Genomic DNA, 20,864 nt, shown 5'->3' with positions numbered 1-20,864 from the left:
TATTCATTTTTCGTCTTGCGACGTTAAGAATCCGTATCATTGAGTGCCCACACAGATTGTCTGATAAATTGTTAAAGAGCAGTGCCGCTTCGCTTTTTCTCAGCGGCGCGGGGTGTGCATATTACGCCATCCCGCTTCAGAGTCAAGCATTTATTTTTGCTTTTCTCTGCGAAGTTCTCAGTGGAACCCCGCTGACCCGGCGGCCTGTAGTCCGTTGTTCCGTGTCAGTGGAGGCGCATTATAGGGAGTTATTTCAGGCTGACAAGGGGAAATTTAAAATAACTTTCTGAGTGCGTGTTTTTTCACCAAAACTGATTAAACCGTCAGCTTTTCGAGCGTTTTGAAGCCATAACGCTGCAAAACGGGCAATAATTGTTCAGCTTCTGTCGTCATTGCCATGCAGAAGGCAATGTTCTCATCAGTTGATTTCGCATCAGGCGCTTCATGTTCTAATAACCAAGCCGTTCGACGCGCAATCGCTGCTCCTGAATCCACCAGTCGCGTCCCTTCAGGAAGAACCTGCAAAAGTTCTTCCTGTAATAGAGGGAAATGCGTACATCCCAGGACCACCGTATCCGGTGGCTCTGGCATCCGTAGCCACGGCCGCAGAATACGACGCAGTTCCTCCAGGGAAACAGGTTCACCGTGGAGCTTCGCTTCAGCCAGCTCCACCAGCTCAGCGGATCCCAGCATTGCAATCTGGCATTCGTTAGCAAACCGCTCAATCAGTTCGTGCGTATAAGAGCGCTTTACTGTCGCACGCGTAGCCAGTAACCCGACGATGCCATTAGCCGTGAGTCGCGCCGCCGGTTTAATAGCAGGTACAACACCAACTACCGGGAAGGCGAACTTTTCGCGTAAGGCGGGGAGTGACACCGTACTTGCGGTATTACACGCGATGACAGCAAGTGAAAGGGGGTAGCGCAGCTGAACCGCAGTAACTATCTCAACGACACGCTCGACAATAAACTCCTCGCTCTTCTCTCCATAAGGAAAGGCAACGTTATCGAAAGCGTATATATAGTGGAGATCCGGCAAGAGATTCCGGATCTCATTGTAGACCGACAACCCACCGACGCCGGAATCAAACACCAGCACGGTGGGACGTGGATCAGAAGGTGTAGCTGCCAGACAAGGTGTATTCCCGTCCTGCAGTTTCGTAGCCATAAACTGTCTCGTAATCTTTATCGAACAGGTTGGCGATTTTACCACGAACTGTCAGTTGTGAGGTGACCGGATATGAAAGTCCAATATCCCACAGACTAACACCACCTAGTTTAACCGGATGAGAAGTGCCGGTTGCTTCGTCATAGGCGTTGTCATTGCGCTGCCCCATATACTGGTAAGCCACATTCCAGCCGAGATCATAAATCTGCCCCGTCAGCTCATACTTCACCTGCTGTTTCGCACGGCGAGCAAGGGTCTTATTGGTTTCATCATCGCGCGGATCAACATATTGCAGCGTCAGGTGATGTTCCACCGGGCCGGTCGTCACATTCCCCGTCCACTCAAGCCCCTTAATAGTTGCCGACTTGACGTTGACATACTGGTTGAGGCCATTAGTGCTTTTATAGTCTATCAGGTTTTGAATTTCATAACGGTATGCCGAGAGACGCCAATCCAGTGGCCCGGTTAAACCATCAATCCCCGCTTCCCACTGTTTAGACTCTTCTGGCTTCAAATCCGGGTTGGCAGAGATACCAGAATAATATTCCGAAGCATAACGTGTAGCGCCAAACTGCTGACCCAGAGACGGCGCCAGGAAGCTGGTTCCGTAGGAAAGCGTTGCGCGATAGCCGTCCACAAACTCCCAACCGGCGGCGGTCTGCCACGTACCATGCCAGCCAAACTGCTCGTCGTGGTCTTCACGGCCTGAAGCTTCCAGCGTCACACTATCGATCTGTTGTTGCCCGGTCAGGTAAAGCCCGGTGGTATCGCGTTTGTAGACATCGGATTTTGTTGTGCTGCTGGATGTCAGCTTTTCCTGTTTCCAGTCAACACCACCATTAATCGCCCCATGCCCGACCTCAACGCTATTACCCCACTGGATATAGCGCTGTTCCATGTCATCCAGCGTGGCATCACCCGCATAGCGACCAAGATTATTGGTGTAGTTGTAATTTTTAAGATGTTGGTAATTAGCGATCAGTTGGGAAGAATAGATACCAGAATTGTAGCGCAGACCTGTATCCCAGGATTGGTTGTAATTCTGGCCTTCTTCATTACCTTTAGCAGAACCATATGCTGAACCCTGGTCGTAATCGCTGTTAGCGGTATAGCTATAGCCGCGGAAGAAGCCAGAGAGGTTATCGTCAAACTTGTGCTGCACGCCACCCCAGAACAGCTTATTACGGTAGCCATCACGATCGCTGTCACCGCTGTAAGGAGAATTAGGCTGGATATTAAAGCCTTTGGTGGTCTGGTACGCGCCGGCCGCTGTCACCATCGTGTCGCCAAAACGCTTGTTAACCGCACCATCATAGGTCTGGTAGCCGTGCGTTCCCATCCCTGCATTAATTTGCGCGCGCTCATCATCCGACATGGTAATGATATTGACCACACCACCAATCGCGCCAGATCCGTACACCGCTGAACGCGGTCCGCGAATGTATTCAATGCGTTGCACCAACGATACCGGAATCTGACCAATATCAATCGCGTTGCCAATACCCGCACGCGCCATTGGCACACCATCAATCAATACCAGAACATGGCGCGATTCAGTGCCACGGACATACAGAGAAGAACTACTCCCCATACCGCCACTCTGCGAGATGTCCACACCAGGAAGGCGGCGCATTACGTCATTGAGATCTTTTGACTGCCAGCGCTGAATATCTTCATGTGTCACCACATCGGTAGGCGCCAGAACAGTATTAACAGGCTGCTGAAAACGGTTCGCAGTGACGACGAGTGTATCCGGGCTAGCGTCCTGCGCCCAACCAGAAGATGCCGCGACGGAGAGTGCCGTCAACAGCAACGATTTTTTAATCATTGTAAAGCATCCACAATATAAGAAGGATGCCGCAGGCCCCACCGATAGTACGCGATGGTGAAAACCAGATGCGACGTTAGCCGGCAGGTCTTCGGGCTTGGAAGGTTATTCAGGATATAGAATAAAAAGAAATGAAGACTTCCCACCCGCAGGCAGTGTCTGCTTACGCTCTCATCTCACCTTTCTTTACCGCTGCGCGTCAGCTCCAGATTCACACTGGATTCCCTATTAACTCACAGGACCGGAACGCGGATGCTACAGTCTGTTACAACCTTGTGTCCAGACCGTATATCACAATATCGGAAATCATCAATAACTGGACATCTACTGAGCAATCCCTACAATCCCCGCGTACTTTTATTTTTCAGGATACATCATGACCCCCGAACACCTTCCGACAGAACAGTATGACGCGCAGTTAGCTGAAAAAGTGGTGCGTTTGCAGAGCTTAATGACACCATTCTCTGATCAAGCTCCGGAAGTGTTTCGCTCACCGGTCAGTCATTACCGCATGCGCGCTGAATTCCGCCTGTGGCATGACGGTGATGATTTGTATCACATCATGTTCGATCAACAGACCAAAAGCCGTATTCGCGTCGACAGCTTTCCGGCGGCCAGCGAACTCATCAACACGCTGATGACGGCAATGATTGAAGGTGTTCGCAACAACCGTATCCTGCGTCACAAACTCTTCCAAATTGATTACCTCACCACTATGAGCAATCAGGCGGTGATATCTATGCTGTATCACAAAAAGCTGGATGACGAATGGCGCCAGGAAGCCAAGGTATTGCGTGACGCGTTGCGTGCACAGAATCTGAACGTGCATCTGATTGGTCGGGCAACCAAAACCAAAATCGAGCTCGATCAGGATTATATCGACGAGCGTTTGCCGGTTGCGGGGAAGGAGATTATCTACCGCCAGGTTGAGAACAGCTTTACACAACCCAACGCCTCCATGAATATTCAGATGCTGGAATGGGCGATTGATGTCACCAAAAATTCAAAAGGCGATCTGCTCGAACTTTACTGCGGCAACGGTAACTTCTCACTAGCCCTGGCACAAAATTTCAACCGCGTACTGGCAACCGAAATCGCCAAGCCATCTGTTGCAGCCGCACAGTACAACATTGCGGCCAACCACATAGATAACGTACAAATTATTCGTATGGCAGCTGAAGAGTTTACTCAGGCGATGAACGGTGTACGTGAATTCAACCGTTTGCAGGGAATCGATCTGAAGAGCTACCAGTGTGAAACCATTTTCGTGGACCCACCGCGTAGCGGTCTGGACAGCGAAACGGAGAAGATGGTGCAGGCGTATCCGCGAATTATGTACATCTCTTGCAACCCGGAAACACTGTGTAAGAACCTGGAAACATTAAGCCAGACGCACAATGTTTCACGTCTGGCTCTGTTCGATCAGTTCCCGTATACGCACCATATGGAGTGTGGTGTATTGCTGACAGCAAAGTAGTTTGCAGTCCTGTAGGCCCGATATGCACAGCACCATTGGGCCTACAGAGCGGAGAAATTATTCAGAGATCTCCTGCTTACGGTTACGCACTTTGAAGCCGATCCAGAACACCAGAATTACCGACAGTACCGCCGGGAAGAAGTTAGAGCCGATATCCGGATATTCAGCCCGCACTACGGTACTGTACAGCAGGACGCCGAGAATGAAACAGGCAGCAGCCAGACCCGGCAATCCCACAGGCATGGTGCGATTTTGGTAACGTTGATGCAGGCAGTAAACCGTCAGCACCAGCGAAATAATCGGGAATACAGAGAATGGCACAATGGAGCTAAACAGCGCCGCGAATGTGCCATTGATCGATAAGCCAGCAACCAGCGCCAGCAGCAGAGTACCTTTATCTTGACCTGACTGTTTCATTGCTCGTCCTTCTCGTTACTCGGAGTGATGCGTCATCTTCTCTTGTTCACGGCGGTACCAATAAAATGCGCCTTTCGCGATCATGCGCAGCTGCAATACCAACCGCTCTTCCAACTGCCGGCGCTGTTCTGCGCCAACATCCAGTGCCTCTGCCCCCGCACTGAAAACAATCGTCACCATGGCTTCAGCTTGCGCTTCAGTAAACGCACGAGGCATATGGTTTTCGAGTTCCAGATAGTCCGCAAGTTCCGCAATGAAATGCTGAATTTCACGCGCTACCGCTGCACGAAACGCTGCGGAGGTACCAGAGCGCTCGCGCAATAATAAACGGAAGGCATTGGGATTGTTGCCAATGAATTCCATAAATGTTGAGACCGAGGTACGGATCACACTACCGCCCTTGGCGATACGCTGACGCGCCTGGCGCATTAGCTGGCGCAGCATCAGACCACTCTCGTCTACCATCGTCAGGCCGAGTTCATCCACATCGCGAAAATGGCGATAAAAGGAAGTTGGGGCAATGCCCGCTTCACGAGCGACTTCTCGTAAACTGAGGCTGGCAAAACTACGTTCTGCGCTCAGTTGACTAAATGCAGCTTCTACCAGCGAACGCCGGGTTTTTTCTTTTTGTTGCGCTCTAACGCCCATCACGATGTCTGAATCCTTCCATATACCTTGCTGGCACTATACCAGAGATTAGGTTGTTGGCATGGCTTTGTGAATGTTTGTTTACGCGCAGTTTGTGCTTCGACTTCGCAAAAAAGCACAACGATAATTGGGTTATCCCGACAACGATGTTACTATTCTGTTGCTTTTATGTATAAGAACAGGTAAGCCTGACCATGTCACATTCCTACGATTACGATGCAATAGTAATAGGTTCCGGTCCCGGCGGCGAAGGCGCTGCAATGGGTCTGGTTAAGCAAGGAGCTCGCGTCGCGGTTATTGAGCGCTATCATAATGTCGGCGGCGGTTGTACCCACTGGGGCACTATCCCGTCTAAAGCGCTCCGCCACGCAGTCAGCCGTATCATTGAATTCAATCAGAACCCCCTTTACAGCGACCATTCCCGACTCCTCCGCTCCTCCTTTGCCGATATTCTCAATCACGCTGATAACGTGATTAACCAGCAAACGCGCATGCGGCAAGGGTTTTACGAGCGTAACCACTGCGAAATTCTGCAGGGGAATGCCCGCTTTGTTGATGAACACACCATTGCTCTGGAATGCCACGACGGCACAGTGGAAACGCTAACGGCAGATAAATTTGTTATCGCCTGTGGCTCACGCCCTTACCACCCTGTTGATGTCGACTTCTCCCACCCGCGCGTTTACGACAGCGATTCTATCCTCAGCCTGCACCATGAACCTCGCCATGTGCTGATTTATGGCGCTGGCGTGATTGGCTGTGAATATGCGTCGATTTTCCGCGGAATGGACGTCAAAGTTGATTTAATCAACACCCGCGACCGTCTGCTGGCGTTCCTCGACCAGGAGATGTCCGATTCGCTCTCTTATCACTTCTGGAACAGTGGTGTTGTTATTCGCCACAACGAAGAATACGAGAAGATTGAAGGCTGTGATGATGGCGTCATCATGCACCTGAAATCCGGCAAAAAGCTGAAAGCCGACTGCCTGCTGTACGCGAATGGTCGCACCGGGAATACAGATTCACTGGCGCTGGAAAACATTGGCCTGAAAACAGACAGCCGCGGGCAGCTCAAAGTGAATAGCATGTACCAGACGGCACTGCCACATGTGTATGCCGTGGGAGATGTTATCGGCTATCCGAGCCTTGCATCTGCAGCCTACGATCAGGGCCGCATTGCCGCACAGGCGCTGGTGAAAGGTGAAGCTAACGCACATTTGATCGAAGACATTCCGACTGGCATTTACACCATTCCGGAAATCAGCTCTGTCGGGAAAACCGAACAGCAGTTAACAGCAATGAAAGTCCCTTACGAGGTTGGTCGTGCTCAGTTTAAACATCTGGCTCGCGCCCAAATCGTCGGGATGAGTGTAGGAACGCTGAAGATCCTGTTCCATCGTGAAACCAAAGAGATTTTAGGGATCCACTGCTTTGGAGAACGCGCTGCCGAAATTATTCATATCGGTCAGGCGATAATGGAGCAAAAAGGTGGTGGTAACACCATTGAGTACTTCGTTAACACCACCTTTAACTACCCGACCATGGCGGAAGCCTATCGGGTAGCGGCGCTAAATGGCCTAAACCGCCTGTTTTAACGCACTGTCGAAATGGCCATCCATTGCTCCACGGATGGCCTCTGCCAGCTGTTCATAACGGCTGCGCAGCGGCGAGCCAGGACGATACACCAGGCCAATCGTACGGCGTGGTTCAGGCTTAATGCACGGCAGATAGACAACACCATCACGCTTACGCTCCGGTGGAACCGCCAGCGCGGGCAGTAAGGTAATACCGCTGCCTGCCGCCACCATGTTACGCAGCGTTTCCAGGCTGGTAGCCCGGAAATGGGTATCTTCATCAGCACCCGCTTCAAAGCAGAACCCCATCGCCTGGTCACGCAGACAGTGGCCATCTTCCAGCATCAGCAGTTTTTCACCCGCCAAATCGGACATCGGAACGCACTCGCGATTTGCCCATGAATGTTCTTCATAGATCGCCAGCAACATCGGCTCATCAAATAGCGGAACTTCGATGAATGCCTCACTCTCTTTCACCAGCGCCAGAATTACGCAGTCAAGCTTACCGCTATCCAGTTGCGCCAGCAGCTGATGCGTCTGCGCTTCATGCAGGTACATTTCCAGTTTCGGGAAGGTCTGGTGCAACATAGGGATAATATGCGGCAGCAGATAAGGTCCCACCGTTGGGATCAAACCAATATGCAGAGGACCAGACATTGTCTCGCCTTGTTGGCTTGCCATCTCCTTGAGCACTTTGACCTCACGCAGCACAGTGCGCGCCTGATCCACCAGCAGTAAACCCGCCTGAGTGAACAGCACTTTACGACTCGTACGCTCCAGCAGCATGACGCCAAGCTCATCTTCCAGCTTACGGATTTGCCCGCTAAGCGTTGGCTGGCTGACGTGGCAGGAGTCCGCCGCTCGTCGGAAGTGACGATGTTCGGCTAGCGCTACCAGGTATTCAAGATCACGAATATTCATTATTCATCCTCCATTGCCACGATAGTTCATGGCGATAGGTAGCATAGCAACGAACGATTATCCCTATCAAGTTTTCTGTTTAATAATGCACCACAGAAACGGAGCGGTACCCTTTAACCCTTGAAGTCACTGCCCGTTCAGAGAATCTCTCTCATACTCGAAATAACTAAAGCCAACGTGAACGTTTGCGGACCTCTGGTCCGCTTTTTTTTTGCGTAAAAAAGCCCGGCTTAATGCCAGGCTGGATTGATACAACAATGTGCTGTTGTTACGTTGCTACCGTGCTCAGTGCATCAGCGACACGTTTGAACCGTTCGAATCGGCTCCGCAACATACTATGTTTCGCCGCATCCGGCTCCAGGCGAATCACTGGTGGCAGGGTCGCTTTAATCGCCTGTTCAAAACCTGAATAATCACCGGTTCCCACGGCAGCACACATTGCAGCCGCCCGGCAACCGGACTGTTCAATATCAACAATCTCAATCGGCAAGTTACTGGCATCGCAAAACATTTGCATCCAGATGCGCGAATGCGTTGGACCACCGGTAAAACGAATTGATTCCGTGCCGTCACTGAGCTGCAACAATTTGTCCTGATGCAATAAATGCGAAAAAACGACACCCTGATAGATTGCGTAAACCATATCCGCAACATCGTGATGGCCTCCTAACCCGAGAAATCCACCACTCAATGAATCGCAGTAGTTTGAGCCGTACAACCAGGGGAAAAATAGAATGCAGTCCTGTTTCTCGTAGCCACGAGCCGCCCATTGGTTGAGCGTGTCATGATCGTCCAGTAAATCCGGGAAAAAACGATTAATAAACCAGGTCAAATTACTGGCAGAAGTAGGGCTTCCTTCATGGGCAAAGTATTGCCCAGGGATACTGAATTTCCCCCACACATATGGATATTCTGCCGGAATGATGTTATCAAAAACGCGGGTGGCAATAGACCATGTTCCAGCAACAGCGCTGAGTTGCGTATTGTCATACACTCCGGAGGTCATTGCTGCGCCAACAACATCAAAGACGCCGCCAAAGACCGGCGTTCCCGGTTTTAATCCACACAATGCGGCAGCGTCTGTCGTAACGACTCCTGCCAGATCGGCGGAGCCGATCACCTTAGGCATACACCCCATCATCTCTTCAATGCCAAATATCGAGAACAATTCAGGATCGAATTCATTACGTTGCAGATTGAATAACTGGCTACCCGAAATATTAGTCTCTTCACAGGTAAATTCAGCCGTAAGGCAGTAACGTATGTAATCGTGAGCCATCAAAACATAGCCCGTACGTGCGTAATTCTCCGGCTCATGCTGCTTCAACCACCCCAACAACGCGACCGGATGAGAAGGCCATAGTTGTTGGAAACTGCGTGGATAAGCCAAACGATCGATATCCTGCGCCTTCCAGGCAGTAACCAAGGGCTGGGCCCGAGAATCAGAGGACACAATACCATTGCGTACCGGGTGCCCTGACTTATCGACCAGATAAAGCCCCTTACCGTGTGAGGAAAAACCAATCCCGTGAATCTGTTCCGCTGAAAGATGGCTCTCTGTCAACGCTCGCCGGATAACTTCACAGGTTGTCATCCAGAGGTCAGTCATATCACGTTCACAAAACCCCGCCTGCGGACTCAATAATGGTAAGGTCTGGGCGGCCACAGTGATTTCCTTACCCTCGGCAGTGTAGAGCCCCACTTTGGTAACAGTGCCGCCCAAATCAATGCCCATATAGTAATGGTCCATCGTATTCTCCTTATCCGGCGATAAGCGACCGCTCGTCATACCATCCAGCCGCCTGCATCTTGCTCTCTATCCACTGGCGTGCGTGAATAATTTCCAGTAATGGCTCTGCAGATTTTTCCGTCCACATTTCTATCAAGAAGGTTCCCCGATAGTTAAGTTGGCGTAATATTTTGAATAATTTGATAAAATCTACGCAACCTTCACCAAAGGGAACATCGCGGAACTGCCCTGGGGAATCCGGTGTCACTGGAAATGTGTCTTTAAGATGGATTGCGGCAATCCGATCAATACCTTTTGCCAGTTCACTCTCCAACTCGTTGCCCCATGCAGTTAGATTGCCGACATCAGGATAAACGGCAAACCATGGAGAGTTAATTTTGGCATCCAGCAATTTCCATTTACTGATGGAGTTAATAAAAGGTGTATCCATAATTTCCACAGCGCACATAACCTGTGCAGCCGCAGCTTGTTCCGCCGCCCAAGCCATCGCATCTTCAAACCAGGCAATAGTTTCATCATTTTGCGGCTCATAATAAACGTCATAACCGGCAAGCTGGATGGTTCTAATCCCCAGATCCTGCGCCAGTCGTAGCGCTTTTTGCATAATAATTCGCGCTTGCTGTCGAGTATCACTATCGCGACTGCCAAACGGAAAGCGTCGATGGGCAGAGAGGCACAATGTTGGAATACGTACCCCTGTCTTCTGAATGGCGCTGATAATTTCCATACGATCCGCAAGGGACCAGTCCAGGCGAGCCAGCCGGTCCTCACTCTCATCCACCGACATTTCAACAAAATCAAAGCCGCATGATTTAGCCAGTGCAAGCTTCTCGACCCAACTGGTGTTCCTGGGGAGCGCCTTTTCATAAATACCTAACGGGTGGCTACGCATTATCTTCCCTCACGAGTTGCCAATTGTTGTTGAAACGCTTTCCGACTGTTATTCATGGCGCGCCGTGCCTGCCATTTTTGTTTGAAGAACTTAAATGCCAGTGCGGCAATCAATGTAATCCCCCATACAGCCAGATTAAAATGCAGGCTAAGACCTAGCAGGCTAAGCCCGGTAGCGATAACCTGGAGCACCAATAGTGCGCAAAATACATGAGCAACTTTGCCTACCCCACCGAACGGATCGGTGCCGCCCAAAACAATGGCCAGTACTGTGAGCAGAAGATAAGAATCGCCATATCCCATACGAGCGGAATTGAAGCGAGCAAGCATAATCAGCCCCGCCAGGACGCATAACAGACTGGAGATAGCATAAATAGCAATCAGCACGCGCTCGGTGCGAATGCCGCTAAACCAGGTTGCATTAATATTGCTGCCGCACATATAGATGACTTTTCCAGTGCGCGTTTTTCCAAGGAATAGTGCCAGCCCGAGAGTCGTAATGATAAAAATCACCATCGGAACCGGCATCCCATAAATGACCTCTGACCCAATGCTACGGACTATCGGTGGCATACCACTTAAGGCAGCGCCTTTAGTGAGATAAATACCAATACCACTGATAATCGTCATACTGCCCAGTGTTACCAAAATTGGGTGTGCGCCAACACGAGAGATGATCATTCCTGTCACAGCGCCAATCGCGACAGCGATCATCATCGCTCCCACTATCGCCAAAAATAACCACCCTAACTGCATACTGGTAGAAGCATCAGCAGGTACGAATTGGATCAACAGCCAGGCCATAAACAGGCTGGTTAGATTAGCGGTACCAATAATCGCCAGATTCAGCCCACCGCTCAGCATTGGCACAAACATCGCGAAAGTGAGCAATCCCAACTCGGGTAGCTGGAAGGCAATACTCAGAAAAGTATTATCGGTAAAAAAACGTCCGGGCATCGCCAGGCTAAAAGCCACTACTGCAAAGAAACATATCGCCAGTAAGCCGGAGCTGGTGCCATCAATTGGTAAAAATGCCTTTTTTTTCATTTCACGCCCCCTGTCAGACAAATCCAACGTCCGTTTCTTTACGCTTTTTGTAATGGGTGACGCAGATAGCCGAAACAATCACCACACCGATGACGATATTGACGAAGTAGCTGGACACGCCAATCAAGTTGAGACCATTTTTGAGTATGCCGATGAGGAAGACCCCCATAAGCGTACCGATCACCGAACCACGACCTCCGGATAAGCTAGCACCTCCCAGTACAGCAGCGGCCAGAACATCCAATTCACCGCCAACCAACGCATTGGGAACAACCTCGCTCATGCGGTAAGCCTGCAGCATTCCGCCGATCGCCGCCGCCGCGCCAAGATAGCCGTAGGCGAACAAATAAATCAGTGAAACCCGGATACCAATACGCCGCGCCGACTCTGTACTGCCGCCCACAGCATAAAGCTGACGTCCAATATGGGTTTTCGTCATTACAATCCATGTAAAACAGGCCATGCCCAGCATCACTACCAGAGGCAATCCAACCTGATAAACCTCCCCTTCAAATTCGAAGCTAAAAAGGGAACGTTGCGTTATCCACCAGTCAGGTAAGTCATAGATGCTGTGACCATTAGTCAGCCACATCAACATGCCGAATAACAACGACTGCATACTGATGGTGATAATGATGGAAACTACATTGAGGTAATAAATGAGGATCGCATTGATCAGGCCAAACAAAACACCCAGAGAAATAGCAACCCCGAGACATAGCAGTGGATTGGCTATTGTTTCGTTAAGCAGTAATGACGCCACCACATACTGAACAACTGAGGCTACAGCAGCGAATGAAATATCAATTCCTCCTGTCACCAGCACAACAAATAGCCCGAGGGCAAAGATCCCTGTAACGGCATAGCTTTCTGTCAGATCCAGCAGGTTTTGAATTGACAGAAATTGATCATTCATAAGAGAAAACAGTACCAGCATCAGGGCGATAACCCATCCCAGCCATCCTTCGACTGAACGTGGAAACCGCAGGTGCAATAAACTAGCCATTAATCACCTCCGCTAGCTGTTGTTCGGTATAGAGAGAAGGCTGCAGTTCGTTAATAATCTTCCCACGCCGCATATGAAAAATACGATCGCAGTTGTAATACGCTTCTGGCGCTTCATCAGTAATCAGCAAGACTGAAATACCTACACCGGAAAGCCGGTGAATAAGCTGATAAATACTGTCTTTCGCTCCTATATCAACACCAACTGTAGGGGCATCAAGAATAAGTACTTTTGGACGCGTTAAAATCCATTTCGCCAGCACCACTTTTTGTTGATTACCACCAGAAAGTGTTGAAAGTGGGTTATCAGGATTGGTGACTTTAATATCCAGATCCTGAATCCATTCTTTAACCAAGGCGTCCTGGCGTTTTTCATCAATAAATTGCCATGGTGTTTTTAACCGGTTAAGAATCGAAAGTACCATATTGTCACTGACTGACTGGGATAAAACCGCTCCCAATGTAAGACGATCTTCAGAGACATAGGCAATACCTAATTTCGCTGCCTGGGTATTATCTTTAATCACAACTTTTTTACCCTCCAGATAGATATCTCCGCTATCTGGATGAGTAATACCAAATAGGCTCAACGCCAGCTCTGTTCGTCCCGAACCTAACAAACCGCACAATCCCAGAACCTCACCCTGATGAAGTTTCAGGGAAATATCTTCAAATTGTCCTTTCCTGCTCAACTTTTTCAGCTCAAGGACAACTTTGCCTTCAACACTATTCGGTAATTTTTTCTGGTGAACAATGGTCCTGCCGGTCATCAGTTCTGTGATGCGTCCCGGAGACAACTGTTCAGCTGCCCAGGTACCTATAATTTCACCATCGCGAATAACCGTGATACGGTCGGAAATCTCTTTGACCTCATCCAAGCGGTGGCTAACAAAAACTACAGTGATATTTTTATGACGGAGATAATTTACCGTACGTAGTAGTTGGTTAACTTCGGTACGAGTAAGTGAAGCCGTTGGTTCGTCCATTATCACCAGTCGGGCTTCTGCGACCAGAGCACGACAAATGGCAACCTGCTGGCGCTGCGCAATAGGCAAATGCTGAACCAATGCGTCAACATCGAGGTTAAAATTTAATTCCTGTATAATCTTCTCTGATACCGCTTTCAGATGTGCTTTTTTGTGCCACCTAAAATACCCCTTAAGGTTATATTCAAAGGCTATGTTTTCTGCCACCGTCAAATTAGGAAATAATGAGAGATCCTGATAAATAACCTGGATACCTAACTCGCGAGCTCTATCTGGTGAAAGTCTGGACCAGGATCTATTATCAATAATAATTTCGCTACCCGTATCCGGGATATACACACCACTCAGCGTTTTTATTAATGTACTTTTACCACAACCATTTGCACCAGCAAGACAGTGGACTTCACCTTTATTTAGAGTGAGATCAATATTTTTTAATGCCCGATGACCGCCGAAGCTTTTAGTTAACGATTTTAACGTCACTAACGGTTCACCTGTATTTTTCTCTGTAATATGAGGCATCATACTGTTCCTAAACGACCAAAGGATTTCCGGGCCAGTTTAGGCCCGGTGATGCAAACTAAAATTACAAACCTAACTTCACTAAACGTTGCGTATTTTCCAGATCGAGTTTTTCAGGGTTATCGCTGAGAATGGTGTTGTTCTGAACTTTAATTTCTCCCATATCACCGATTTTTACACCATCCTTAATTGGCTCACCGTTCATCATCGCCGTGGCGACCTGAACAAACACTTTACCTGCAGTCATCGGGTTAGAAATGTAGCCGCCATCGATAGCACCTTTTTCCAGCAACTTAATGCCCTGGCCTGGGGTGAACGTACCAAATACGCAAATTGCATCATTTTTCTTACGTTTATCAATAGCACGGCCTGCACCGATTGGTCCCTGCGAACCAAAAGACATGATGCCTTTCAGATCTTTGTATTTAGACATCAGATCATTGGCTGTACGCATAGAGTCATCTACAGACTCCGCTACACCAAAGCGATCCTCAACGAGCGTCATTTTAGGATAATGTTCTTTTTGATAAGCAATGGCGGCATCAGCCCAGTCATTCACCAATGGAACCGTCAGACTGCCTACAAACATTGCGTACTTCCCTTCTTCACCCATGCATTTCGCCATGTCTTTCATGTGATTGGCGCCCATCGTTTGGGTGTTAAGCAACTCAAAGTCCCAGTCAGCATTGGCCTGGTTCGGTGACTCATGAGTAATGACTTTAATACCAGCCTCCTGGGCGCGCTTTAACACCGGTTCCAGAACTTTCGCATCATTTGGAACAACGCCAATCACATCAACTTTCTTGGCGATTAAATCTTCAATAGCTCGCACTTGCTCGGCGGGATCCGCAGTTGTCGGTCCTACTTGCCAGGCATCTACACCTAATGCTTTACCTTCTTCCTTAATGCCTTGTTCCATCACGTTAAACCATGGAATACCACCAACTTTTACCACGACGCCCATCGTAAAAGGTTTATTCGCTTTTTGCGCTGCTGCAGGTTGTTCTGCCCATACAACAGATGATGACAAAGCTGCAGTAATCAGACAGGGTAAGATTAATTTTTTCATCGTAAATTCCTTAAGAAATATTCTTCATATGTCAGGAAATCCCGATAAAAATATCAGCCTGACTTTTTATTTATTTCAACTTTCCTCTGGTATTGGCTAAATAATCGGGCACAGCCTTAATTATTTAGTTAACGACTAACATCTATTACTTATCGACTTCTACTACATTTAATTGCGGGTAAAGGCTACGATAACGTTCGTCAATACAATTATTAGTAACCATGACGTCAATTTCATCTAACATACAAATTTTACTGAATGCATACTGCTCAAACTTACTGGAGTCTACCATTAATATTTTTTGAGCAGAGACCTGAAGCATCACCTGTTTTAATCTGGCATTTATTTCGCTGCCATCTCTAACTCCATTCTCCAAATTCAGCCCCTGACATGAAAAGAAAAAGCTATTAATCTGGAAATTCCTGATCGCACTCTCTGCTACTGGTCCATGAAAGTCATCATGACGCTCTGAATACTCTCCGCCGATACCAATAATGCGAACTTTATCCCGGCACGCTAATGCCTGGATAATCCGTAACGAATTCGTCACAACCGTAATATCAATATCCGGAATCTGCCGGGCAAGAAACCAACAGGTGCTACTGTTATCCATCAAAATACAATCGCCAGAGCGAATAAACTGCAACGCCGCCTTGGTTATTTTGGCTTTAACATCGGGATGTGCTTCAGTACGCTTGCGAAATGACTCTGCGCGATCCACGCTATTTGTTTGCCAGGTTTTATCTTCTGTTATAGCCGTAGATATTAAATCAGGAGCATCCAAAGATACGGCGCCGCCAAAGCTGCGGGTGAGTTTCTTTTTTTGTTCAAGTTTTGTCAAATCTCTTCGAATAGTTTCCTGGGATACCTGGCATAATTTCGACAGTTCCGTTACACGCACAGCGCCCATTTGTTGAACGTGTGCGCAAATTATTTTATAACGTTCTGCCTGCAACATAATTTCAGCCCACCAAGACAAAATTCACTGTGTCTACATAATTAATCTTTTTGCCTTAACTTAAAGTGATTGGTATCAAGAATTGCTTTACAGAAATAATACACAATTAACAGTGTGATCTAAGCTAAGTTTATTGATGTAATAAATGAATTCTATAACACGATAGTGAGATTTTCATCACAGAATTAATCTCTTTTCTTATTTAACTATCACAGCATAACGACTAAACGGGCATATACGGGCATCAATAAAATAGAAAAATACGCCCGAATACTTCCGAATTTGACCGTTTGAGCCGCTTTATACATAAGTATCGTCTGCTTGTATTTTACATCTTATGTATTCGGCGTAATTTAAATAGCAACATGATTTCCCAGCAAAATTAAAGAACTCATTTTTATAAAGCTAAATAATATTTCTGGAGTCAAAAATGGATACACTGAAGGAAAAAGTATTTAACGCTAATTTATCCTTGCCAGCCCATCATCTGGTGACGTTTACATGGGGCAACGTCAGCGGCATTGATCGTGAAAAAGGCATAATGGTCATTAAACCTTCTGGTGTCGAATATGACAGCATGAGCCTGGATGATATGGTTGTTGTCGACATACAAAGCGGGAAGGTTGTTGAGGGGAATAAAAAACCTTCATCTGATACCGACACACACCTGGCTCTGTATCACGCCTTTCCAAATATCGGTGGGATCGTTCATACCCATTCCCGTCATGCCACCATTTGGTCACAAGCAGGAAAAGACTTAATGCCGCTGGGAACAACGCATGCGGATTATTTCTACGGTGCGATTCCCTGTACACGAACGATGCTTGATGACGAGATTAATGGGCATTATGAACATGATACCGGCAAGGTAATCATTGAAACATTTAAACAACGTGGAATATCTCCCGACCATATCCCGGCAGTGTTGGTTAACAGTCATGGTCCTTTTACCTGGGGAACTGATCCTGCCAACGCGGTTCATAACGCTGTCGTGCTTGAAGAAATTGCCTATATGAATTTGTTCACACAGCAACTGCAACCCCATTTGACTGCCATGCAAAAAACGTTACTGGATAAACACTTTTTAAGAAAGCACGGTGATAATGCTTATTATGGTCAGTAAAAAATAGGTCTTTTGACAAAAAGCCTGGCACCACGCCAGGCCTTATAATGATCAATGCCGTTACGCAAGACGCGCCTTCGCGTAGTCAATCGCTTGTGCGACTTGCTGCGGTGAAACACCACCTTTTGCCGCACGTTTATCGAGACACGACTGCAGCGACAGAATCGGGTAAACATCATCGCTAATTACGCTGCTGAACTTCTGTAAATCAGCAAGCGGCAACGCTTCCAACGGTTTGCCCTGACGAATCGCCTCTACGACCGTTTCACCCACAATATGGTGCGCTTCACGGAACGGTACTCCTTTCGCTACCAGATAATCTGCCAGTTCGGTGGCGTTAGCATAGCCCTGCTGCGCCGCTTCCTGGCAGCGTGGGCGTTTCACCTGAATACCGTCCAGCACCAGTGCAGCCATATGCATGCAGTCCAGCCAGGTATCAAGAGCATCGAACAGCCCTTCTTTGTCTTCCTGCATATCTTTATTGTAAGCCAGCGGCAGTCCTTTCAGCGTCATCATCATTCCGGTCAGCGCGCCCTGTACACGACCGCACTTGCCACGAATCAGCTCTAACGCATCCGGGTTTTTCTTCTGCGGCATCAGCGATGAACCAGACGTCACGCGATCGGACAGCTCAACAAAGCCCGCTTCGCCGGTATTAAAGAAAATCAGGTCTTCGGCGAAGCGCGACAGATGCACCATACCGATAGAGGCGTCGGAGAGCAGCTCCAGCACGTGGTCGCGGTCAGACACACTGTCCAGGCTGTTACGGGTTGCCGAAGCAAAGCCCAGCCAGTCGGCCAGTTGCTCACGATCGATTTCATAGGCGGTGCCAGCCAGCGCGCCGCAGCCTAACGGGCTAACGTCCAGGCGCTTGAGCGTATCCTGCAGGCGGCTCTCATCACGTGCCAGCATTTCTACATAGGCCAGACACCAATGAGCAAACGTCACCGGTTGCGCGCGCTGCAGGTGAGTGTAACCCGGCATTACGGCGTCCTGGTTGTTCTCCGCCGTAACCACCAGCGCACTTTGCAACTGTCGGTTCGCAGAAAGCAATTCAATCACTGTGTCTTTGCACCACAGTTTGAGATCGGTCGCAACCTGGTCATTACGGCTACGACCAGTGTGCAGTTTTTTACCGAGTTGACCGACTTTATCGATCAGCTTACCTTCCACCCAGCTATGAATGTCTTCGGCATCGCTCTCAAGAATTTGCTGCGGATTCACACGAACCTCTTCCAGCAAAGTGTTCAGCGCCTCTTCCAACTGGAGTTGTTCATCCGCAGTCAACACGCCTACCGTTACCAACGCTTTGGACCAGGCGACAGAGCCAGTAATGTCCTGCTCCGCAAGGCGATAGTCGAAGCGCAAAGAGTCATTGAACTGTTTGAACCGTTGATCCGCAGCCTGTGTAAAACGCCCACCCCAAAGTGCCATAACTTTTTTCCTTAAGTTCTTCGATTTCAATGCCGCCGGATGATGCTATGTTCATCCAGCCTTCGGTCTTGTAGGCCCGGCAAGCAAAATGCCGTCGGGCATAAAGTCTTAAGCCAAAATACGTGTGCCAATCGGCGTGCCGTTAAACAGCGCCGGAAGCTGTTCTGCATGACGCCAGGAAGCGATATCCACCGGACGACCCAGCGTACGGGCAGCATCCAGCGCGGCGTTCACCTTCACTATCATGCCATCAGTAATAATGCCCTGCTCGATCAACTGTTCCGCTTTCGCAGCGGTCATTTCGCCAATACGCTGACCTTTGCCATCGAGGATACCACTAACGTCAGAAAGCAGGATCAGATCCGCGCCCAGCGTTGCCGCCAATGCCGTCGCCGCCTGATCGGCATTGACGTTCATCAGTAACCCATCATCTGTTACGCCAATGGAGCTGACGACCGGCAAAAAACCGCTTTCCAGCAGGGTATTAATCAGCTTAGGTGAACCCGGTTGCGCCAACCCAACGTGGCCTAACTCTTTATCAAGCGGGGTTACTTTAACGCTATCACCATCGCCAAGATACAGACCCACTGAAGAAATACGATGTTTTTTCGCCCATGCCAACAGCGTTTTATTCGCGGTTCCCGCCAGCGCACCGGTGATGATGTCAATCTGATCGGCAGGCGTCACACGCAGGCCATTTTTCTTTTTCACAGGCAGGTTAAGCTGTTTCATCAGCTCATCGACCACGCAGCCACCACCGTGCACGATGACCAGTGGACGCTGATTCGACTCGCGATAATTCACCAGCGCGGTAAACAGACGCTCCAGCGCCTCTTCGCTATCCAGTAACACACCGCCCAGCTTGATAATTAATGGATTCATCATTGCACCCTTAAATAAGAGACTGCGTCTCAGCAAAGCCGAAACGGATATTTGCACACTGCATGGCCTGTGCTGCCGCGCCCTTCAATAAATTATCTTCTGTCGCTACCACAATCAGATGCTCACCCTGAACGGCGAATCCGATATCGCAGAATGGTAAACCAACCACGTTTTTCAGTGCCGGTACACCTTTGTCATACAGACGTACCAATGGCTTATTGCTATACGCCTGCTGTAACACATCGGCGACCTGGGCGTGGGTGATACCCGGCTGCAAACGGCAGGTGATGGTTTCCAGAATCCCGCGCGGGAAGTTGCCCAAATGTGGTGTGAAAATAACGTCCGCCCCCAGATGAGTAGCAATTTCTGGCTGATGGCGATGGGTAAACACGCCATACGGCTGCAGACTGACCTCGCAAAAACTGTTCGATATTGCCGCTTTACGGCCCGCGCCGCTCACGCCACTGGTGGCGTTAATCACAGGCCACTGGCTGAGATCCAGAAGATCGGCATCAATCAGCGGCTTGAGTGACAGTTGCGCTGCTGTCGGGTAACAACCGGGGACGGCAATCAGATTCGCGTCTTTCAGTTTGTCTGCGCTCCACTCAGCCAGGCCGTACACCGCCTGCTCCAGCAGGTCCGGGTGCTGGTGAGTAAAGCCATAATATTTTTCATAGAAGGCGCCGTCGTTTACACGGAACGCACCCGAGAGATCGAATACCACACAACCCGCTTGCAGAAACTGTGGCGCCAGGTCATGGCTCACTTCATGCGCTGTTGCGAGGAACACAATGTCAACCCCTGCGCTAAACTCGCTAATATCCGACATTGGCTGCAATGGTAAATCAACAATGCCCTTTAACTGCGGATGTAAATCAGAGATTAATTTTCCTGCATCATTGCTTTGCGCTGAGACAGTCAAAGCGGTTATGGTCATATCAGGATGGCGATTTACATAGGTCACAAGCTCTGCGCCAGCATAGCCACTGGCACCCACAATCAGCGTATTCAACATCGGGGCTGTTCACCTTCTTATATTCGGTTGCCAGGTATAAGCCTTTATCACCTCACCTTACACTTGGTGGGTTTTATTACGCTTAACGTTAGTGTATTTTTATTCACAAATAATGCATGAATATTGATACTATCATGACCCGAGGTGTGT

The 20,864-nt window shown here is 48.9% G+C and carries 18 protein-coding genes and 1 riboswitch; of the genes, 3 read left to right on the top strand and 15 right to left on the bottom strand.

Features of this window, described 5'->3' with window-relative positions:
* Nucleotides 1–315: 315 nt before the first annotated feature.
* Together murI and btuB are read right to left on the bottom strand one after the other, a co-directional pair.
* Nucleotides 316–1,167 carry a glutamate racemase gene (gene murI / locus SK36_RS22860; protein ID WP_048223449.1) on the bottom strand — a complete coding sequence of 284 codons (852 nt, stop codon included), beginning with the start codon at nt 1,165–1,167 and terminating at the stop codon, nt 316–318.
* On the bottom strand, nt 1,112–2,995 hold the full coding sequence (gene btuB, locus SK36_RS22855) for a TonB-dependent vitamin B12 receptor BtuB (RefSeq protein WP_048223446.1): 1,884 nt from the start codon (nt 2,993–2,995) through the stop codon (nt 1,112–1,114). Before btuB ends, murI begins: the two co-directional genes overlap by 56 nt.
* Before the next feature lie 65 nt (nt 2,996–3,060).
* A riboswitch (cobalamin riboswitch) is annotated at nt 3,061–3,256 on the bottom strand.
* 115 nt (nt 3,257–3,371) lie between these two features.
* Between btuB and trmA the strand changes: the two genes are divergently transcribed.
* Nucleotides 3,372–4,472, top strand: coding sequence for a tRNA (uridine(54)-C5)-methyltransferase TrmA (gene trmA, locus SK36_RS22850; RefSeq protein ID WP_048223444.1), 1,101 nt, complete (start codon nt 3,372–3,374; stop codon nt 4,470–4,472).
* Nucleotides 4,473–4,529: 57 nt separating this feature from the next.
* Here the strand turns inward: trmA and SK36_RS22845 are convergent, their stop codons facing one another.
* Together SK36_RS22845 and fabR are read right to left on the bottom strand one after the other, a co-directional pair.
* Nucleotides 4,530–4,889 (bottom strand): YijD family membrane protein, encoded by a 360-nt coding sequence (locus SK36_RS22845; RefSeq protein WP_045449381.1) that lies wholly within the window; start codon nt 4,887–4,889, stop codon nt 4,530–4,532.
* A gap of 15 nt (nt 4,890–4,904) precedes the next feature.
* Complete coding sequence (fabR, locus tag SK36_RS22840) at nt 4,905–5,540, bottom strand: HTH-type transcriptional repressor FabR (protein ID WP_003028862.1); 636 nt, start codon at nt 5,538–5,540, stop codon at nt 4,905–4,907.
* 191 nt (nt 5,541–5,731) lie between these two features.
* On the opposite strand from fabR, the gene sthA reads away from it, so the two are divergent.
* Complete coding sequence (sthA, locus tag SK36_RS22835) at nt 5,732–7,132, top strand: Si-specific NAD(P)(+) transhydrogenase (protein WP_048223440.1); 1,401 nt, start codon at nt 5,732–5,734, stop codon at nt 7,130–7,132.
* On the opposite strand, the gene oxyR is transcribed toward sthA, so the two are convergent.
* From oxyR to SK36_RS22795, 8 genes are all read right to left on the bottom strand, one after another.
* Nucleotides 7,115–8,032 (bottom strand): DNA-binding transcriptional regulator OxyR, encoded by a 918-nt coding sequence (oxyR, locus tag SK36_RS22830; RefSeq protein WP_045449377.1) that lies wholly within the window; start codon nt 8,030–8,032, stop codon nt 7,115–7,117. The two genes, sthA and oxyR, sit on opposite strands and share 18 nt — an antisense overlap.
* Nucleotides 8,033–8,300: 268 nt before the next feature.
* Nucleotides 8,301–9,782, bottom strand: a complete 1,482-nt coding sequence (locus SK36_RS22825; RefSeq protein WP_048223438.1) for an FGGY-family carbohydrate kinase — start codon at nt 9,780–9,782, stop codon at nt 8,301–8,303.
* Between the two features lie 10 nt (nt 9,783–9,792).
* Nucleotides 9,793–10,674, bottom strand: coding sequence for an L-ribulose-5-phosphate 3-epimerase (locus SK36_RS22820; protein ID WP_048223436.1), 882 nt, complete (start codon nt 10,672–10,674; stop codon nt 9,793–9,795).
* Nucleotides 10,674–11,720 carry an ABC transporter permease gene (locus SK36_RS22815; RefSeq protein WP_048223434.1) on the bottom strand — a complete coding sequence of 349 codons (1,047 nt, stop codon included), beginning with the start codon at nt 11,718–11,720 and terminating at the stop codon, nt 10,674–10,676. The genes SK36_RS22820 and SK36_RS22815 overlap by 1 nt, the downstream gene beginning before the upstream one ends.
* Before the next feature lie 13 nt (nt 11,721–11,733).
* Nucleotides 11,734–12,726 carry an ABC transporter permease gene (locus SK36_RS22810; RefSeq protein ID WP_048223431.1) on the bottom strand — a complete coding sequence of 331 codons (993 nt, stop codon included), beginning with the start codon at nt 12,724–12,726 and terminating at the stop codon, nt 11,734–11,736.
* Nucleotides 12,719–14,236 (bottom strand): sugar ABC transporter ATP-binding protein, encoded by a 1,518-nt coding sequence (locus tag SK36_RS22805; RefSeq protein ID WP_048223429.1) that lies wholly within the window; start codon nt 14,234–14,236, stop codon nt 12,719–12,721. Before SK36_RS22805 ends, SK36_RS22810 begins: the two co-directional genes overlap by 8 nt.
* Nucleotides 14,237–14,297: 61 nt before the next feature.
* Complete coding sequence (locus tag SK36_RS22800) at nt 14,298–15,302, bottom strand: substrate-binding domain-containing protein (RefSeq protein WP_048223427.1); 1,005 nt, start codon at nt 15,300–15,302, stop codon at nt 14,298–14,300.
* A gap of 145 nt (nt 15,303–15,447) precedes the next feature.
* The gene (locus tag SK36_RS22795) at nt 15,448–16,260 is read right to left on the bottom strand and encodes a DeoR/GlpR family DNA-binding transcription regulator (RefSeq protein ID WP_048223424.1); all 813 of its coding nucleotides are present in this window, start codon (nt 16,258–16,260) and stop codon (nt 15,448–15,450) included.
* Between the two features lie 430 nt (nt 16,261–16,690).
* Here SK36_RS22795 and araD point away from each other — a divergent pair, with 430 nt between their 5' ends.
* The gene (gene araD, locus SK36_RS22790; protein WP_048223421.1) at nt 16,691–17,383 is read left to right on the top strand and encodes an L-ribulose-5-phosphate 4-epimerase; all 693 of its coding nucleotides are present in this window, start codon (nt 16,691–16,693) and stop codon (nt 17,381–17,383) included.
* A 60-nt stretch (nt 17,384–17,443) separates the two neighbouring features.
* Here araD and argH read toward each other — a convergent pair whose 3' ends face one another.
* From argH to argC, 3 genes are all read right to left on the bottom strand, one after another.
* Nucleotides 17,444–18,817 (bottom strand): argininosuccinate lyase, encoded by a 1,374-nt coding sequence (gene argH, locus SK36_RS22785; RefSeq protein WP_048223418.1) that lies wholly within the window; start codon nt 18,815–18,817, stop codon nt 17,444–17,446.
* Between the two features lie 108 nt (nt 18,818–18,925).
* Nucleotides 18,926–19,702, bottom strand: a complete 777-nt coding sequence (argB, locus tag SK36_RS22780; RefSeq protein ID WP_136345564.1) for an acetylglutamate kinase — start codon at nt 19,700–19,702, stop codon at nt 18,926–18,928.
* Between the two features lie 7 nt (nt 19,703–19,709).
* On the bottom strand, nt 19,710–20,714 hold the full coding sequence (argC, locus tag SK36_RS22775) for an N-acetyl-gamma-glutamyl-phosphate reductase (RefSeq protein WP_048223413.1): 1,005 nt from the start codon (nt 20,712–20,714) through the stop codon (nt 19,710–19,712).
* Nucleotides 20,715–20,864 lie beyond the last annotated feature (150 nt).

The organism is Citrobacter sp. MGH106 (assembly GCF_001037495.1).
Lineage (GTDB): Bacteria > Pseudomonadota > Gammaproteobacteria > Enterobacterales > Enterobacteriaceae > Citrobacter > Citrobacter murliniae.
Note: the sequence above shows the minus strand (reverse complement) of the source record. Positions and strands in the feature narration are given on the sequence as shown.

What these genes read in the sequence shown, in the direction of transcription:
- murI (WP_048223449.1), bottom strand. Translation starts at nt 1,167, where the DNA reads ATGGCTACGAAACTGCAGGACGGGAATACACCTTGTCTGGCAGCTACA.
- SK36_RS22845 (WP_045449381.1), bottom strand. Translation starts at nt 4,889, where the DNA reads ATGAAACAGTCAGGTCAAGATAAAGGTACTCTGCTGCTGGCGCTGGTT.
- SK36_RS22805 (WP_048223429.1), bottom strand. Translation starts at nt 14,236, where the DNA reads ATGATGCCTCATATTACAGAGAAAAATACAGGTGAACCGTTAGTGACG.
- argH (WP_048223418.1), bottom strand. Translation starts at nt 18,817, where the DNA reads ATGGCACTTTGGGGTGGGCGTTTTACACAGGCTGCGGATCAACGGTTC.
- SK36_RS22800 (WP_048223427.1), bottom strand. Translation starts at nt 15,302, where the DNA reads ATGAAAAAATTAATCTTACCCTGTCTGATTACTGCAGCTTTGTCATCA.
- argB (WP_136345564.1), bottom strand. Translation starts at nt 19,702, where the DNA reads ATGATGAATCCATTAATTATCAAGCTGGGCGGTGTGTTACTGGATAGC.
- araD (WP_048223421.1), top strand. Translation starts at nt 16,691, where the DNA reads ATGGATACACTGAAGGAAAAAGTATTTAACGCTAATTTATCCTTGCCA.
- btuB (WP_048223446.1), bottom strand. Translation starts at nt 2,995, where the DNA reads ATGATTAAAAAATCGTTGCTGTTGACGGCACTCTCCGTCGCGGCATCT.
- sthA (WP_048223440.1), top strand. Translation starts at nt 5,732, where the DNA reads ATGTCACATTCCTACGATTACGATGCAATAGTAATAGGTTCCGGTCCC.
- SK36_RS22795 (WP_048223424.1), bottom strand. Translation starts at nt 16,260, where the DNA reads ATGTTGCAGGCAGAACGTTATAAAATAATTTGCGCACACGTTCAACAA.
- SK36_RS22815 (WP_048223434.1), bottom strand. Translation starts at nt 11,720, where the DNA reads ATGAAAAAAAAGGCATTTTTACCAATTGATGGCACCAGCTCCGGCTTA.
- oxyR (WP_045449377.1), bottom strand. Translation starts at nt 8,032, where the DNA reads ATGAATATTCGTGATCTTGAATACCTGGTAGCGCTAGCCGAACATCGT.
- SK36_RS22820 (WP_048223436.1), bottom strand. Translation starts at nt 10,674, where the DNA reads ATGCGTAGCCACCCGTTAGGTATTTATGAAAAGGCGCTCCCCAGGAAC.
- SK36_RS22825 (WP_048223438.1), bottom strand. Translation starts at nt 9,782, where the DNA reads ATGGACCATTACTATATGGGCATTGATTTGGGCGGCACTGTTACCAAA.
- trmA (WP_048223444.1), top strand. Translation starts at nt 3,372, where the DNA reads ATGACCCCCGAACACCTTCCGACAGAACAGTATGACGCGCAGTTAGCT.
- argC (WP_048223413.1), bottom strand. Translation starts at nt 20,714, where the DNA reads ATGTTGAATACGCTGATTGTGGGTGCCAGTGGCTATGCTGGCGCAGAG.
- SK36_RS22810 (WP_048223431.1), bottom strand. Translation starts at nt 12,726, where the DNA reads ATGGCTAGTTTATTGCACCTGCGGTTTCCACGTTCAGTCGAAGGATGG.